The organism is Bacillus sp. FSL H8-0516, from assembly GCF_038635285.1.
GTDB classification, from domain to species: domain Bacteria; phylum Bacillota; class Bacilli; order Bacillales; family Bacillaceae; genus Bacillus; species Bacillus safensis.
Genome location: NZ_CP152051.1, coordinates 337,782 through 352,857, shown reverse-complemented (window position 1 = coordinate 352,857; position 15,076 = coordinate 337,782). Strand labels below are relative to the sequence as shown.

Annotated in this window: 16 protein-coding genes; 7 read left to right on the top strand and 9 right to left on the bottom strand. The window is 42.4% G+C overall.

The window, feature by feature from the left end; all coding sequences use genetic code 11:
- The first annotated feature begins 308 nt into the window (after positions 1-308).
- The 3 genes from MHB67_RS01890 to MHB67_RS01880 all read left to right on the top strand — a co-directional run bounded on the left by MHB67_RS01890 (position 309) and on the right by MHB67_RS01880 (position 3,067).
- Positions 309-737 carry a NucA/NucB deoxyribonuclease domain-containing protein gene (locus MHB67_RS01890; RefSeq protein WP_024424305.1) on the top strand — a complete coding sequence of 143 codons (429 nt, stop codon included), beginning with the start codon at positions 309-311 and terminating at the stop codon, positions 735-737.
- Between the two features lie 127 nt (positions 738-864).
- Positions 865-2,562: a methyl-accepting chemotaxis protein gene (locus MHB67_RS01885; protein WP_342492745.1), complete on the top strand. Its 1,698-nt coding sequence runs from the start codon at positions 865-867 to the stop codon at positions 2,560-2,562.
- A gap of 118 nt (positions 2,563-2,680) precedes the next feature.
- Entirely contained in the window at positions 2,681-3,067 is a 387-nt protein-coding gene (locus MHB67_RS01880) for a competence protein ComJ (protein ID WP_024424307.1), read from the top strand.
- Position 3,068: 1 nt separating this feature from the next.
- Here MHB67_RS01880 and MHB67_RS01875 read toward each other — a convergent pair whose 3' ends face one another.
- Positions 3,069-3,875, bottom strand: a complete 807-nt coding sequence (locus MHB67_RS01875; protein WP_024424308.1) for an AAC(3) family N-acetyltransferase — start codon at positions 3,873-3,875, stop codon at positions 3,069-3,071.
- Between the two features lie 28 nt (positions 3,876-3,903).
- Positions 3,904-4,320 carry an Lrp/AsnC family transcriptional regulator gene (locus MHB67_RS01870; RefSeq protein WP_025092811.1) on the bottom strand — a complete coding sequence of 139 codons (417 nt, stop codon included), beginning with the start codon at positions 4,318-4,320 and terminating at the stop codon, positions 3,904-3,906.
- 115 nt (positions 4,321-4,435) lie between these two features.
- Here MHB67_RS01870 and MHB67_RS01865 point away from each other — a divergent pair, with 115 nt between their 5' ends.
- A complete protein-coding gene (locus MHB67_RS01865) occupies positions 4,436-5,200 on the top strand; it encodes an MBL fold metallo-hydrolase (protein WP_213404990.1) in 765 nt (254 codons plus the stop codon).
- 43 nt (positions 5,201-5,243) lie between these two features.
- Here MHB67_RS01865 and MHB67_RS01860 read toward each other — a convergent pair whose 3' ends face one another.
- The gene (locus tag MHB67_RS01860; RefSeq protein WP_024424311.1) at positions 5,244-5,573 is read right to left on the bottom strand and encodes a YckD family protein; all 330 of its coding nucleotides are present in this window, start codon (positions 5,571-5,573) and stop codon (positions 5,244-5,246) included.
- 182 nt (positions 5,574-5,755) lie between these two features.
- Here MHB67_RS01860 and MHB67_RS01855 point away from each other — a divergent pair, with 182 nt between their 5' ends.
- Positions 5,756-6,628, top strand: a complete 873-nt coding sequence (locus MHB67_RS01855) for a transporter substrate-binding domain-containing protein (RefSeq protein WP_024424312.1) — start codon at positions 5,756-5,758, stop codon at positions 6,626-6,628.
- 12 nt (positions 6,629-6,640) lie between these two features.
- Positions 6,641-7,318: an amino acid ABC transporter permease gene (locus MHB67_RS01850; RefSeq protein ID WP_034283291.1), complete on the top strand. Its 678-nt coding sequence runs from the start codon at positions 6,641-6,643 to the stop codon at positions 7,316-7,318.
- A gap of 117 nt (positions 7,319-7,435) precedes the next feature.
- Here the strand turns inward: MHB67_RS01850 and MHB67_RS01845 are convergent, their stop codons facing one another.
- The 5 genes from MHB67_RS01845 to MHB67_RS01825 form a co-directional block, all read right to left on the bottom strand.
- The gene (locus MHB67_RS01845) at positions 7,436-8,734 is read right to left on the bottom strand and encodes an arsenic transporter (RefSeq protein ID WP_342492744.1); all 1,299 of its coding nucleotides are present in this window, start codon (positions 8,732-8,734) and stop codon (positions 7,436-7,438) included.
- A 132-nt stretch (positions 8,735-8,866) separates the two neighbouring features.
- The gene (locus MHB67_RS01840; protein WP_024424315.1) at positions 8,867-10,099 is read right to left on the bottom strand and encodes a helix-turn-helix domain-containing protein; all 1,233 of its coding nucleotides are present in this window, start codon (positions 10,097-10,099) and stop codon (positions 8,867-8,869) included.
- Between the two features lie 126 nt (positions 10,100-10,225).
- Positions 10,226-11,773, bottom strand: a complete 1,548-nt coding sequence (gene pruA, locus MHB67_RS01835; RefSeq protein ID WP_024424316.1) for an L-glutamate gamma-semialdehyde dehydrogenase — start codon at positions 11,771-11,773, stop codon at positions 10,226-10,228.
- A gap of 23 nt (positions 11,774-11,796) precedes the next feature.
- Entirely contained in the window at positions 11,797-12,714 is a 918-nt protein-coding gene (locus tag MHB67_RS01830; protein WP_133744731.1) for a proline dehydrogenase, read from the bottom strand.
- A gap of 161 nt (positions 12,715-12,875) precedes the next feature.
- Entirely contained in the window at positions 12,876-13,646 is a 771-nt protein-coding gene (locus tag MHB67_RS01825) for a nucleotidyltransferase domain-containing protein (protein ID WP_133744730.1), read from the bottom strand.
- Between the two features lie 92 nt (positions 13,647-13,738).
- On the opposite strand from MHB67_RS01825, the gene MHB67_RS01820 reads away from it, so the two are divergent.
- Positions 13,739-14,053 carry a hypothetical protein gene (locus MHB67_RS01820; protein ID WP_024424319.1) on the top strand — a complete coding sequence of 105 codons (315 nt, stop codon included), beginning with the start codon at positions 13,739-13,741 and terminating at the stop codon, positions 14,051-14,053.
- Positions 14,054-14,088: 35 nt separating this feature from the next.
- Here the strand turns inward: MHB67_RS01820 and MHB67_RS01815 are convergent, their stop codons facing one another.
- Positions 14,089-15,045: an acetylxylan esterase gene (locus MHB67_RS01815; RefSeq protein WP_133744729.1), complete on the bottom strand. Its 957-nt coding sequence runs from the start codon at positions 15,043-15,045 to the stop codon at positions 14,089-14,091.
- Positions 15,046-15,076 lie beyond the last annotated feature (31 nt).

The following is a 15,076-nucleotide window of genomic DNA, read 5'->3' as shown; positions in this document are numbered from 1 at the left end:
GATATTTGACTCCATATTATTAAAGCAGATCGGTCTAGTCAATTTTATTTTTTTGAAATTTCTGTGTGTTAAATTCTTGAAATTAGCTCAAAAAGCAGTGATAAAGCCATTTTGGATGAGCATAATCGTTTTATGATCTACAAAATTAAAATTTTTATGAATTTCTACAAAAATGAAAAACAAGAAATCAAGTAAAATCTGTTTTTTGAATTTTAAAAGGCGTTTTTTCAAAACCAGGAGAAATTGGTAAGTAATTCTGCTATACTTCTGTTTACAAAATACGCAAACAAGAAAGAGAGCTAGCACCTATGAAACTTCTTAAAATGATTCTCTTGCTTTTATTGATTGTTATTGGTGTAGCAACAGGCTATATCCAGCTGGAGCAAGGGAAACAAGAGACAGCGAATTCATCTTATGACAAAACGATTCATTTTCCATCAGACCGCTATCCCGAAACAGCCAAGCACATAGAAGAAGCCATTGATGAAGGTCATTCATCCATTTGTACAATTGACCGTAAACATAGTGATGAGCAGAGGGATCGATCATTACATGGCGTTCCAACAAAGCGCGGGTATGATCGTGACGAATGGCCAATGGCAATGTGCAAAGAAGGAGGCACAGGAGCTTCTGTCAAATATGTACGCCCTTCTGATAATAGAGGCGCAGGCTCGTGGGTAAGTCATCAATTATCGGATGATCCTGACGGCACAAGAATTCAATTTATCATCGATTAGCAGCCTTTCCCTTTTCTATATTAAAAAAATTTTCACATGACTGCATGCAGGTATTTTAAACACTTTTTTCATGCCGATAATCCTTAAGGAGGGATATCCTACCTTATACCTAAAGGAGTTAAAAAGCATGAAGAAAAAGGGAAAACTGAGGCTTGGCGCCAAAATTTTGCTGATCTTTTTAAGTGTCCTCATCATCTTTTCCGCAGTTGTTGGTTATGTGGTGAATCGCGAGATGACAGAAAACATCAAGCAAATGGCAACTGAAAAAGCAAAAGGTGATTTAAAACTAGGCTACGCCTACCTGAATGAAAAAGTAGAAGGCTCGTGGCAGATTAAAGAGAACAAGCTATTCAAAGGAAATACGCAAATGAATGATCATGACACATTGGTTGACCAATTAGCCGAATATACCGGTGATACCATCACGATTTTTCAAGGAAATACCCGCGTTGCTACGAATGTCATGTTAAACGGGAAACGAGCTGTAGGTACAGAAGTCTCTCCTGAAGTGAAGACCACTGTTTTAGATAAAGGAGAAAACTATTACGGCACTGCAAATGTTGCCGGGAAAGACTATCAAACGGCTTATATGCCGATCAAAAATGAAGCAGGCGAAACAATTGGTATTTTTTATACTGGCGCCAATCAAAGCATGATTTCACAAATGCTTCAGTCATTCTATATACAATTTGTCATCGTCCTTTTGTTAAGTCTGATCGTTTCGGTCATCATTATTTCTATTTTCACTAAACGGATTCAGGCACGTCTCAAGCATATGGCTTCTGCCATTAAGAGTGCAGGCGAAGGTGATTTAACCATCAATGTGACGGATACTGCGGGTGATGAATTGTCTGATCTGGCTGGCCATTTCAATAAGATGCGTGAAAAATTAAATCAAACCATTCTAAATGTCATGAACACGTCTGAATTAGTGGCCACATCCTCTGAGCAGCTGTCAGCTAGCGCAGAAGAAACGAGTGCAGCATCAGAAAAAATCACCTACACGATTCAAGAAGTGGCACAATCTTCAGAAGAACAGTCCACTCAAATGACAGCTAGTGAGCACAAAATGATTCAAGTATCAAACGAGCTGGCAAACATCACTGAAAATGCAGGACAAATGGCTTCAAGAAGTCACTCCGCACAAGAAGTGGCCCAAAAAGGTGTACACAATATCGGTGAAGTTCATTCACAAATGACGTCTATTGCCAAATCAATTGAAGAAAATGGTACAGCGATTCAAGCATTGGAAACACGTTCAGCTGAAATCGATCATATTTCCAAAGTCATTACAGATATCGCCAGCCAGACAAACCTGCTAGCTCTTAATGCAGCAATTGAAGCAGCACGGGCAGGTGAGCATGGAAAAGGATTTGCTGTTGTAGCAGACGAAGTGAGAAAGCTTGCAGAAGAATCTCAAGCATCATCAAACATGATTTCCCATCTCATTTCTGAAATACAAAAAGAGATGACTCATTCGACGAATGCCATCAAACGAGTAAGAGAGGAAGCGGCTCAAGGGGCTGTACTTATCTCTCATACAGAGGAATCATTTCATGATATCCAGCAGTCGATGAGAGAAATGGCGAATGGCATTAAGCATTTATCAAGTGCATCACAAAAAATCGCAGTTTATACAAACGATGCGAAACAGTCTTTTGCGTCTATTACAGAAGGCGTGAAACGAACGAGTGAACATTCACAGCAAGTAGCCGGTTTAACAGAAGAACAATTTGCTGCAATGGAAGAAGTAACAGCTTCATCAGAAGCGCTTGCCCATTTAGCAGGAGATTTAAAAGCAATGGTCTCGCAATTTCACATCTAGATCCCACACCAAATAGCGCAAGACGGCGACAATCGTCTTGCTGCCTAACTTTCTCCTCAAGAATCACTCTTTAACCATTCACGTTCCAACGAAAATCATAAATAAAGGAGTTTTTTATATGAATCACTTAAATCAAGCCTATTCCCTATCTATCTCCTACCACCAAATCACGGTATACACCGGAAGCGAAACACCACCTGTTATTGATTGGACAGATGAGGACATTCTTCAAGGATTTGCAACAGGAGATCAAGGAGTTTCCTTTGAAGGAATCAATAATGGAAAGGCGTCTATTATTGTGACATTAAATAGCGATGAGCCCCAAGTCTCGGTTGATAGAGCCATAACAGTTCCCTTTACGCTTACAAGTGACCAAGTTTATATCACAAGCGTCATGGCCAATGTGCTGTCTTTTTCCATTCCAAAAGGAAACTATCAGCTTACCTGCTACACCTCACAGCAGCCTGATCAAGACATTTATTATGTAAATTTCCAAACAGTGTAGATTACGACTGATCGTATAGATCAAGCCACTGTTCCGCATAGTCTACCGATTCTCTCATGGGCAGTAAATATGAACTGGCAAGTCCAACTTGATTGTGCTGATGAATGCCTCCTGATTGCAGAAAATCACGGCCAATCTGTTCAAATAGTTCTTCTCTTGTGATGATATCTTGGTACTCTTTCCATACCCTCCACCCATTCTCTAAAATAGGGGCTCCTCTTGTCATGAGGTCCTGCTGAGGGATTCGGTATTCAGCTAGATGAAAAGCTGTCATGCTCTCAAATGATGCACCAAGCAGCAGCACTTGAGCATGAAGATCATACATGCGGCCAAGAGGCGACTGCTCTCCTAATCCAAAGGAAAGTGCATGGTGTTTCAGAATTTCATGTTTTCTTTTCCCCCAGGCGGTGAATGAAAAATGGGGATGATTGCTTCTCGCCACGCCTGGGTATTTCCAAAATGTTTCCGCCACCTTTCCCATTGCTGCTGGCGTCGTGTAAGCTGGGTCAAATGCGGGCATTGTTTCTTTGATCGATTTCCACCATGAATAAGGAACAGGCGGATCGATCCAATCGGCGGGATCAGAAAGCTCTAACGTTTGTGCCGGCATAATCAGTGTCCCTTCTTCTGTTAAGGTTTCCATCAATGCTTGTATGACGGCTACAGCGCCTCCGTTTACCCAGCCGATTGATGATAAAGATGAATGAACACATAAAATCATGCCCTTTTTCACACCAAGTTGAACCAAGTCTGCTTTGATTCTTTCCTTTGTCATCGGTTCAGCTTGATTTTCGATTAATTTTTGCATCGTTCCTTTTCCTCCTGCGTCTCTTCTATTACTGATGAATGAGACGTTTAACCGCAATAGACAGTTTGTAATTGGCGTAATTCGTCAGCTCCGTTAAAAACTGATCAAGTTCATCATGACTGGAGAAATGTCCTTCAGCCATATAACAGCCTTCACCACTTATTTTGAACAAATTCTTGATTTCTTCCTTTTTATAAAGAAACGACAAAAGTGGTTCATGATGATGACTACGGGTATATAGCTGCAAAAAGGTTTGAATCGTCTTTTGTGTCTGCCAATCAATTGAAATGGTATATGCTTCAATCACGCCTTCTTCTTCTAGCTTTAACACCCGATTTGCAACAGCTTGGCCGGTTAAATGAACTTTTTCACCTAGAGCTTTCATCGTTAATCGGCTGTTCTTTGATAGTTCTTTTAAAATATTCATATCTGTTTGGTCTAGCATTGGCTCACCTCTTTCAAAAATCAAGCCCTTCTGCCAAAAGACTTTCATAATCCTCTGTCACGTAGAACTCTTTTAATATACTGTAAACTTAATCAGAAAAAAAGGAGGCCTTTTTATGAAAATTACACTCATTCGCAATGCGACTTTATACCTTCACTATGGTCATTCAACTTTTTTAATCGATCCCTTTTTAGCAGCAAAAGGAACATATCCACCGTTCCCTCATACAGCCAATCAACATTTGAACAATCCTATTGTGGAGCTTCCTGTAAATATAGATTTAGACAGTCTGTTACACCCAGATGCTGTCTTACTCTCTCATTTACATGTGGACCACTTTGACGACGAGGCCAAAAGGAAATTAGCTCAGGATCAACCAATTTATACTCAATCGGAGAAGGATCGAAAAGAAGTTGAAGAAGCTGGATTTCAGCATGTCACATGCATTGAAGATGAAATGGACATTTGCGGCGTTCATATTAAACGTACAGGCGGACAGCATGGGACGGGAGAAACGGCGAAGCGGATGGGGCAGGTGAGCGGTTTTGTTTTCTCTCACCCTGATGAACCTACCCTTTATATTGCAGGTGATACCATTTGGTGTGATGAACCGAAAGAGGTTGTGAATACAAGCAAGCCAGACGTCATTGTGGTCAATAGCGGGGCTGCTCAATTTTTAGAAGGCGATCCCATTACAATGACCAAGGAAGAGATTCTAGACATTCACCGTTCTCAGCCAAAAGCTCAAATTGTCGCCTGTCATCTTGAAGCTGTGAATCATTGCCTGTTAACAAGAGCTGCTTTAGAAGCTTACGTTCAAGAGCATCATGCAGATCAAGCCATTTTTGTCCCTCAAGATGGGGAAACTCTCACCTTCTGATCGACAATAAAAAACCGGCACTTCGCTGCCGGTTTCATCATTATCATGGGCGATGGTGCTGTGGTTTTTTCAGCAATGGAACAAATCCGTTCTTTTTCAAATGAGTGTAATGCTCATCCATTCGTTTCGTGATGTGTGTGCCTTGTTCCTTTGTTAACACGCCGTACTGTACATATTTCTCAATGACTTCTTTTCGCTTAGAAAGAATTTGCTGCTCAAGGATTTCAATTTGTTTTTGTTGTTCTGCTGTTAATTTCACTTGATGTGTCACCGGGCGCTTTTCCATTTGAGGTGTTTCTCCATGAGCCGTTTCTATATGAAAACCAAATAACAGCATCATCGACAAGATGATCAAACTACTTATTTTTTTCATCATTGTTGTTCCCTCCTTTATTCGCCTTTATTTTGCGCTCGCTTTCCTTTTTTATACATTATTTCTAACACGCAAATTGCTTATAATATTCTTACTTTTTCACTTTTCTTCTGAAAACGTTGTCCTTATAGAGAAAGCGTGCTATGTTTTGTTTTGTATAAAAAATAGAGGAGGATTCTTAAATGAGTCGTTTTTATCATAAAAAACCTATATGGATCATGCTTGTTGTATCTGCTTTCATCCTTATCATGTCTGCTTGCAGTCAATCAGGTTCATCTCAATCTGAAGACACAAAGTGGGATCAGATTAAAAAGAAAGGGAAAATCGTGGTTGCAACTTCAGGCACCCTTTATCCAACTTCTTATCATGATACTTCTAATGGCAAGGATCAATTAACTGGCTATGAAGTAGAAGTCGTCAAAGAAGCGTTTAAACGTCTTGATGTGAAAGTAGAATTTAAAGAAATGGGCTATGATGGGATGCTGAGCGCCATTAATTCTGGTCAAGTGGATGCCGCTGCAAATGATATCGACATCACAGATGACAGAAAAGACAAGTTTGCCTTTTCAACACCTTATAAATATTCCTACGGAACGGCTATCGTTCGGAAAGATGATTTATCTGGCATTAAAACTTTAAAAGATTTAAAAGGAAAGAAAGCAGCAGGGGCTGCCACAACGATTTATATGGATGTTGCTCGTAAGTACGGTGCAAAGGAAGTCATTTATGATAATGCGACAAACGAGCAATACCTAAAGGATGTTGCAAACGGCCGTACAGATGTCATTCTAAATGATTATTACTTGCAGACACTGGCTCTTGCTGCATTTCCTAAACTAAATATTACGATTCACCCTGACTTGAAGTACATGCCGAATGAACAAGGTTTTGTTATGAAGAAGGACAACAAAGAGCTTCAAAAAGAATTAAATCGTGTATTAGGCGACATGAAAAAAGACGGAACAATGAAAAAGATTTCTGAGAAATTCTTTAATCATGCAGACGTCTCTAAGAAAATTGATGCTGATGTCGAAGATGTCGACATTTCCAAATAAGGAGCCGCAATCGTGGGAGATATTCATTTAGAATATATATTTAATCCTGCACTGGCAAAGGCGTCATTTCCGTTTGTTATGAAAGGCATCTGGCTGACGCTGCTCATTTCCTTTGTGAGCATGTTTTTTGGTACCATTCTTGGCTTTTTTATCGCTCTTGCCAGGATGGCGAATTCATGGATTCTTCGGCTGCCTGCACGACTGTATATCTCATTCATGCGAGGCGTGCCCATTCTGGTGATTTTGTTTATTCTCTATTTTGGATTCCCCTATATCGGCATTGAGTTCACAGCGGTCACTGCCGCCATTATTGGGTTCAGCTTTAATAGTGCTGCCTATATTGCAGAAATTAACCGGGCGGCCCTCTCCTCTGTTCCAAGTGGACAGGTGGAAGCTGCTAAATCATTAGGTCTCAGCTATTGGCAAACGATGCGTGGTGTCATTTTGCCTCAATCCGTCCGCATCGCCCTGCCTCCATTGACCAATGTCATGCTCGATTTAATCAAAGCTTCCTCACTGGCAGCAATGATTACTGTACCAGAGCTCTTCCAGCAAGCAAAAATTGTAGGCGGACGAGAATTCGATTATATGACCATGTATATTTTGGTCGCACTCATTTACTGGGGCATTTGTAGTGTCGTCTCATTGCTTCAGGACTTTTTAGAAAAACGCTATGCGAAATATCTGTAGCAAAAAAAGAGCAGATCTCATGGATCTGCTCTTTTTCAGCGTGTTAGAAAACCTTTGCAGCCCTAAGCACCGAAGCGCAGACCTGCGGGCGAATGCGAGGATTTGTCTACACGATAATTAATGAATAAGCCATAACCATACATATAACCCGAGTAATGTGAGAATCAAGGTTGGGATGGTCAGGATGATTCCGGCTTTCATGTACGCCCCCCAAGAGATATGGACGCCTTTTTTCTTTAAGACATGAAGCCACAGCAATGTCGCCAATGAGCCGATTGGGGTCATTTTCGGTCCAAGGTTGGAGCCGATGACATTGGCATAAATCAGTCCGTCTCTCATGACACCTGCTGTATCTGTATGTCCAATGGCAATCGCATCAATTAAAACGGTCGGCAGATTGTTCATCACAGAGGACAGCACTGCGGCAAGCACGCCCATAAACATCGTTCCTGCAAGCAAGCCATGTGAAGCCCCTTGCTGGATCCATGCCGCCAATATTTCTGTAAGACCGACATTTTTCAGTCCATATACGACGACATACATACCGATCGAGAAAAACACAATGGACCACGGCGCTTCTTTGATCACTCGCTTTGTCGCCACTTGCGGACTTCTTCTCGCCAGCCACAAGAAAGCAAGGGCAATCCCGCCTACGATGATGGACACTGGAATACCGATCAGCTCCCCCGCAAAATAACCCACAAGCAGACAGCCGAGCACATACCAAGCCAAACGGAACATACGGATATCTCGAATAGCTGACGCCGGTTCCTTTGCCTGTGACAGATCGTAGGTTTTTGGGATAAGCTTTCGGTAAAATACATACAGAACCAGCATGCTCGCTCCAAGCGACACAAGGTTTGGCACGAACATATTCGCTGTATATTCTAGAAAACCAATATGAAAATAGTCGGCTGATACGATATTGACCAGGTTACTAATGACAAATGGCAAGGAGGTTGTGTCTGCAATAAAACCGCTTGCCATCACAAAAGGAAGCACCATGCGCTCATCCAGCTTCAACGCTCTCACCACAGATAGAACGATTGGGGTCAAGATCAGTGCCGCTCCATCGTTGGCAAAAAAAGCAGCCACAACAGCGCCGAGCAATGTTAAGTAAATAAACATGCGGACACCGTTGCCTCTTGCGGCTTTTGCCATATGCAGGGCAGCCCATTCAAAAAAACCGATCTCATCTAAAATTAACGAAATGATAATAATGCCAATAAAGGCAAAGGTAGCGTTCCATACAATTTGCGTGACTTCCCACACATCGCCCAGATGAACGACACCAAAGGCAAGTGCAAGAATGGCGCCTCCACATGCTGACCATCCTATGGTGACACGTCCTGGCTGCCAAATGACAAGGACGAGGGTCATGATGAAAATCAAAATGGCTAAGGTGACTGATCCCAAAGGTGGCCCCCCTTTCACTTTTCTCATAAAATCTTTATCTATCATACAACGAAATGCTTCAGTTGTATGCCATTTTCGCATGTCACATGAAAACCCGCAGGTGATCCTATGCACCTGCGGATTCCATCATGATTATTGATCTTTTTTCATCAGCATCAATTCAATAAACAACTCACACCGCTGGCTAAAATGACTTAAGTCGATCGAGGTCATATCAAAAATTTGTTTCATTCGATAGTTTAATGTATTTTGATGAATAAACAACTGCTCCGCCGCTGGCTTTAGCTTGCAGTTATTCAATAAGTAAACTTCCAGCGTTTTTAAAAACGAAGTTTGACTCTCGCGGTCTTTTTCCTTCAAGCGTAACAAATCTGGATTGAAGTCGTTTTTCTTTTTTTGATGGCTGTAAATAGAGTCTAAAAACCGGAAGACCCCTAAATTCTCATAATCATATGGAATCAGTTCTTGTCCTCCGACAATTTTCACTGCCTTGACGACCTCTATCGCTTCAAATCGACTTGTACTCATTTTCATGACATCACGATACTCTCTTCCCATCCCAATATACAAAGGGGAAGGATGGGCATTCGTTTTTGATTGCAGATGTGCGATGACATCAGCGGCAGTCGCTTTCGGTGAGTGCCGGTCTGACAGGCTGCCTAATATAACGACAATATCTGCTTGAACCGAATAGACGTGATTCACTTTATCCTCTAGCTGCAAATACGTTCGAATGACATCCTTCACATCTTCTGCCGTCTCACTTTTGTTATCGGCAGCGTGCACGACCATAACGGTAAATACGGCTGGCAGTGGAATGCTTAAGTTCTCAGCCTCCCATTTCAGCTCTTCTTCAGTATAAAAATGATCATCCATGACCTTTTTGAAAAACTCTTCAATCTTGCCTTCCTTTTTCTCAAGCTGTTTCTTATTCTTATAAATCACTTTTCCAACCTGAAAGGAAGCTTCGTGTAAAAATTGCAGCTCCTCCTGAGAGAGGGAGTCCTCAATGTCCTGCACCCAAATAAAGCCTACTACCTCTTGTTTATGCTTGGCGCTCACAGCCACCCGCCGATTAAATCCGAGCTCGTCATGGCCGCTCACATAAAAAGGCTTTGACTCCTTGTGAAGCCGCTCAATTACCCCTGTTTTCTTTAACCAATCGACCACAGACCCCGGACATTCCTTTGAGAAAATCGTTTGCTGATTGACTGGGTCAAACTGCTGAATGCTGTAAGAATTATAAGCAAGGAGCTGACACTCTGTGCTTTCTAAAATGACTGGTTTTTTTAAATATCCGCTAATAAATGCAATTAATTTATCGACATCAAAAAATGTATGAAGCTTTTCTAATATCTCTTCCATCCCGATTGCTCCCTGATTAAGTGATACATTTATCATACTTCTTTCCAGTCAGATTTGTATAGAAACAAGTCGCAGGCAGGCAAAAAAAGCATGAACCCATCAGTGCAGGTTCATGCTTTTTCCATCTTAAAACATTTCACTAATTGTTTTTGCCTGCATGTGCAGAGCTAGGTAATCTGGACCGCCTGCTTTTGAGTCCGTTCCTGACATTTTGAAGCCTCCGAATGGGTGGTAACCAACGATGGCACCTGTGCAGTTACGGTTAAAGTAAAGGTTCCCTACATGGAACTCCTGCTTCGCACGGTTGATGTGATCACGATTATTCGTAATGACAGCACCTGTTAAACCGTATTCTGTGTTGTTGGCTACCTCAAGTGCCTCATCAAAGCTAGAGACTTTTGAGAAAGCCAAGACTGGTCCAAAGATTTCTTCTTGCATTAAACGGGAAGTTGGCTCAAGATCTGCAAAAATGGTCGGGTGGATAAAGTATCCTTCCGAATCATCACTCGTTCCGCCAGTGACTAAGCGGCCTTCCTGTTTGCCAACCTCGATATAATCCGTGATCTTGTCAAAGGACGCTTGATCAATGACAGGTCCCATGTAAACATCCGCAGAAAGTGGATTGGCTGTTGTTTTCGTTTCTGTGATTTCCTTCACTCTCTCAACCACTTGGTCATACAGTTTCTCATGGACGACAGCCCGAGATCCAGCTGAACATTTCTGACCTGAAAATCCGAAGGCTGATGTGAAAATGGCATTAGCCGCTAATTCAACATCTGCATCCTCATCGACAACCACTGTATCCTTACCGCCCATTTCAGCAATGACACGTTTTAAATGCTGCTGGCCTGGCTGCACCTTTGCTGCGCGTTCAAAGATACGTGTCCCTACTTCTCTTGATCCAGTGAATGTAATCAGGCTTGTTTTCGGATGATCTACTAAGTAATCCCCGACCTCTGCTCCGCTTCCTGGTACAAAGTTGACAACACCCTTTGGAAGACCAGCTTGCTCAAGCTCTTCCACAAAACGGGCTGCAATGACAGGCGTCGCACTCGCTGGTTTTAAAACAACTGTATTCCCAGTGACGATTGGGGCTACTGTTGTTCCTGCCATGATCGCAAACAAGAAGTTCCACGGCGGAATCACGAGCGTCACGCCAGTTGGTGTGTAAACATATTGATTGCGTTCGCCTTCTCGGCTGTTCACTGGTTTGCCTTTCGCCAGCTCCAGCATTTGACGGGCATAATATTCTAGGAAGTCAATCGCTTCTGCTGTATCTGCATCCGCTTCATTCCAAGGCTTACCTGCTTCTTTGACAAGAAGGGCTGAATACTCATGCTTTTTACGGCGAATGCTTGCCGCAGCTCTGAATAATACGCCAGCTCTTTCTTCTGGAGACGTGTAGCGCCATGTTTCGAATGCTTTCGCTGCTGCTTGAACCGCTTGTTCTGCCTCTTCCTTCCCGGCCTTTGATACGGTTCCAACCACTTCATCCTTTTTCGCTGGATTGATCGAAACAATCTTGTCTTTCGTTTCAATTCTTTCTCCATTAATCACGAGCGGATAGGTTTGACCAAGTGATTCTGTTACTTTAGCTAATGCTTGTTCAAACGCTTTGCGGTTTTCTTCCTGGCTAAAATCCGTGAATGGTTCATGCTTGTAAGGTGTTGTCATTTTTGTCACGCTCCCGTTTCAAATTATTTTTTCGTCATCCCTTTTAGAGCAAAGGCAATGTTTGCCGGCCGTTCTGCAAGACGTCTCATGTAGTAGCCATACCACTCTCGTCCATACGGAGTATAGACCCTCATTTGATAGCCTTCTTTCACGAGTGCCTGCTGCGTTTCTGATCTCATGCCGTACAGCATTTGAAATTCGAACTGACTTGTCTGTATATTGTGTTTTTTCACAATATTTTTCGTGAACTCAATCATTCGATCGTCATGTGTCGCAATGGCTGTATAGTTCCCTGAGAGCAATTGCTTTTCGATCAGCTTTTGATAATTCTGATCGACGTCTTTTTTGTTTGGATACGCCACTTCGGCGGATTCCTTATAGGCACCCTTTACAAGTCTTAAAAATGGCTGCAGCTTATTTAAGTCATCAAGATCCTTTTCTGTTCTGTACAAATACGCCTGCAAGACCGTACTAACATACTCATATTGAGATTTCATCTCTTTAAAAATGTCCAGCGTTTTTTGACAGCGCTGTTCATCCTCCATATCGATTGTCACCATGATACGGTGTTTCTCTGCCGTATCTAAAATCCTTTTCATATTGCGATACACAAGGTCATCGTCAATATCCAGGCCAAGTGATGTCATTTTGAGTGACACGTGAGAATTGAGTCCCGCCTCTGCAATCCGCTGAATGGTTTGTATACACTCAGTCGTCCGTTCATTGGCAATCTCTGCCTTTGTGACAAACTCACCAAGGTGATCAACTGTCACAGCCATTCCTTGTTCATTTAATCGTTTGATGACAGGGATGGCACTCTCAAAGTCCTTCCCTCCGATGATTTTCTTAGATGCAACAGCACTTCCCCAATTACGAGCAATATGGTTCAAGAGACTGCTCTTTGACAAAAACAAGAAGAAATTTCTTGTGACCGACTCCATAAAGGGCACCTCCCACTCTTTGTAAGCTATGTCTTTATTGTAAAGCTCATAAGCTGTCCGCTACAATATTTGAAGATGACAAAAATTCTGACTTTTTTTGTGGTTTTATCACAATAAGAGATAAAAAAGAGCCTGCCGTGATCCGGCTGGCTCTTTCCTACTTACGCCCACACCTCATCAAGGGTAGACTGCAGCAGCTCATTTAATTCTTGCATCAGGTTGTCTTTTGGCTGATTGTAGCTTTTCACCAATTCATCAAATCGCGCGAGCTCTTTGTCGATAAATGGATGGACATAAGCGAGGCGGTTCTCTACATCCATTTCTTCTCCGTCCATTTTACGTTTGAGCAGCTCATGGATTTCCGCTAAAAGCGGACCTTTCTCCACTAGTTCTTCGAGCAGTTCATGAAAGTCCATCGGCGGAACCGTCCGGTATCGTTCAATCCACTGACAGGCAAGCAGCGGACGAAGCACATAGAAATACTTCTTGATTCGCACCTGCTCTCCTCGTAAATGCCCGCTTTCATTCCGCTTCGCCATATTGAGGTAATGATACATCAATGCTGGAGGATAAAACGCTCGATCCTTTAATTCTCTTAGCTGCTTTGCCAAAGAGAAAGATTCAGCATAGATGATGTCAGACGACAGCCATTCCATGATGGACGGATTTGATTTATTGAATAAGCGAAGTGCCTTTCTAAGCTCCCAGCCGCTGATATCAAGCGCATCATCAATCGGCCGTTCAATGACATCACGATGTTCTTCCATTGCCCAATACCATTCTTTTCGAGGAACATATAAAAAACGAACATCGTAATCACTATCAGTCGAGGGGAATCCCCATGCTCTGCTGCCTGACTCGACCGCGAGGCAAATTTTCACGTCATACGTTTCTTCGATGATTTTCAGCTCTTCCTTGATTCTCTCTCTCATCATCCATCAACTCTTTCTATAGAAATCTGCATGACTTCTTCACGTTTTGGTAAAATACGAATAAGACATATATGAAAAAGGAGTTGGATCTCATGTCTATATCTCGCATCATGAAATGGATCACCGGAATTTTTGAAGCCTGTCTTGCCATCCCTGTCATCGGAGGCCTATTTATTATTAGCAATGGCTATTCACCGCTCATGGTCATGCTTATTCTGCATATTATCACACTCGTCTTATCGAAGCGAGACCAAGGACCAATGATTGGCAGCATCATTGGGATTATCACATCCTGCCTCGCCTGGATTCCGATACTTGGATTCATCCTTCATATCATCACAGCTCTTGCCCTTATTATCACCGCGTTAGTGCCTGATGAAAAAACGAGACAAAATACGAGTTATTAAAAAAGAGGCCCTCCTAGAGCGGCCTCTTTGTTCTTTTATTTGAGTAAGTGCTTTTGTAAGAAGGAGAGCTTCTCTGTTTGAAAAGCCGGGATAAACTCGTGTCCAAAATAGCGATATACCTTAAGGTCTTTATCTGTTTCTAAATGGTTGTATGCCGCAAACACAGTAGATGGCGGGGTAATTTTGTCAATCAGACCGATCGCCATCAATGTTGGCTGTTTCACCCATCCAGCTAAATTGATTAAATCAAAATAGCTTAATGTCTCAAATGCCTTTTCTTCCACTTCCGGGTCACTATTTCTCCGAAAGTATGAATTGATTTCTAAATAAGGCTGCTCCAATGCCACGTCCACTGCACGCTCGAAGTTTGATAAATAAGGGTAATCTGCCGCGACGACCTTCGGAATATCTGAAAGAGCTGCTGCTGCTACCGCTAATGCGCCTCCCTGGCTTCCACCAATTACGCCGATCCGGTGTTTATCCACTTCAGGGAAGGACTGAATGACTTCGAGTGCACGAACCGCATCTAAATAAACACCGCGATAATAGTAGGTCTCTTTTGATAAAATGCCTTTTGTCATCCACCCTAAAGCGTGACCGCCTGGTGTCACTGTCTGATCTTCACTGCCGCCTTGACCGCGGACGAGCATACCAAATGTGGCGTAGCCGTGGAGCGCCCAGTTGACGATGTCGTGAATGCCGCCGTCATAGCTGGCATTATAGCCATGAAAACGAACGAGCGCTGGATGCGGGCCAGTTTGATCAGGTACAGCATAAAAGCCTTCAATTTTAGAATGTCCAAAGCTTTGATATGTCAGGCGGTACACCTTGACGCCTTTCACTGGATAGTCATACGGTTCAAGTGATGGCTTTGCCTCCACTTGGCGCAGTTCTTCGAGCGATTTCTTCCAAAAGTCTGAGAAATCAGGACGTGCAGTTTTCTTTGGTTTATATTTTTTTAGCTCTTCTAGTGATAAATCGAACAATTGCATATCATACTATTCCCCTTTGTTTTATTAGTTA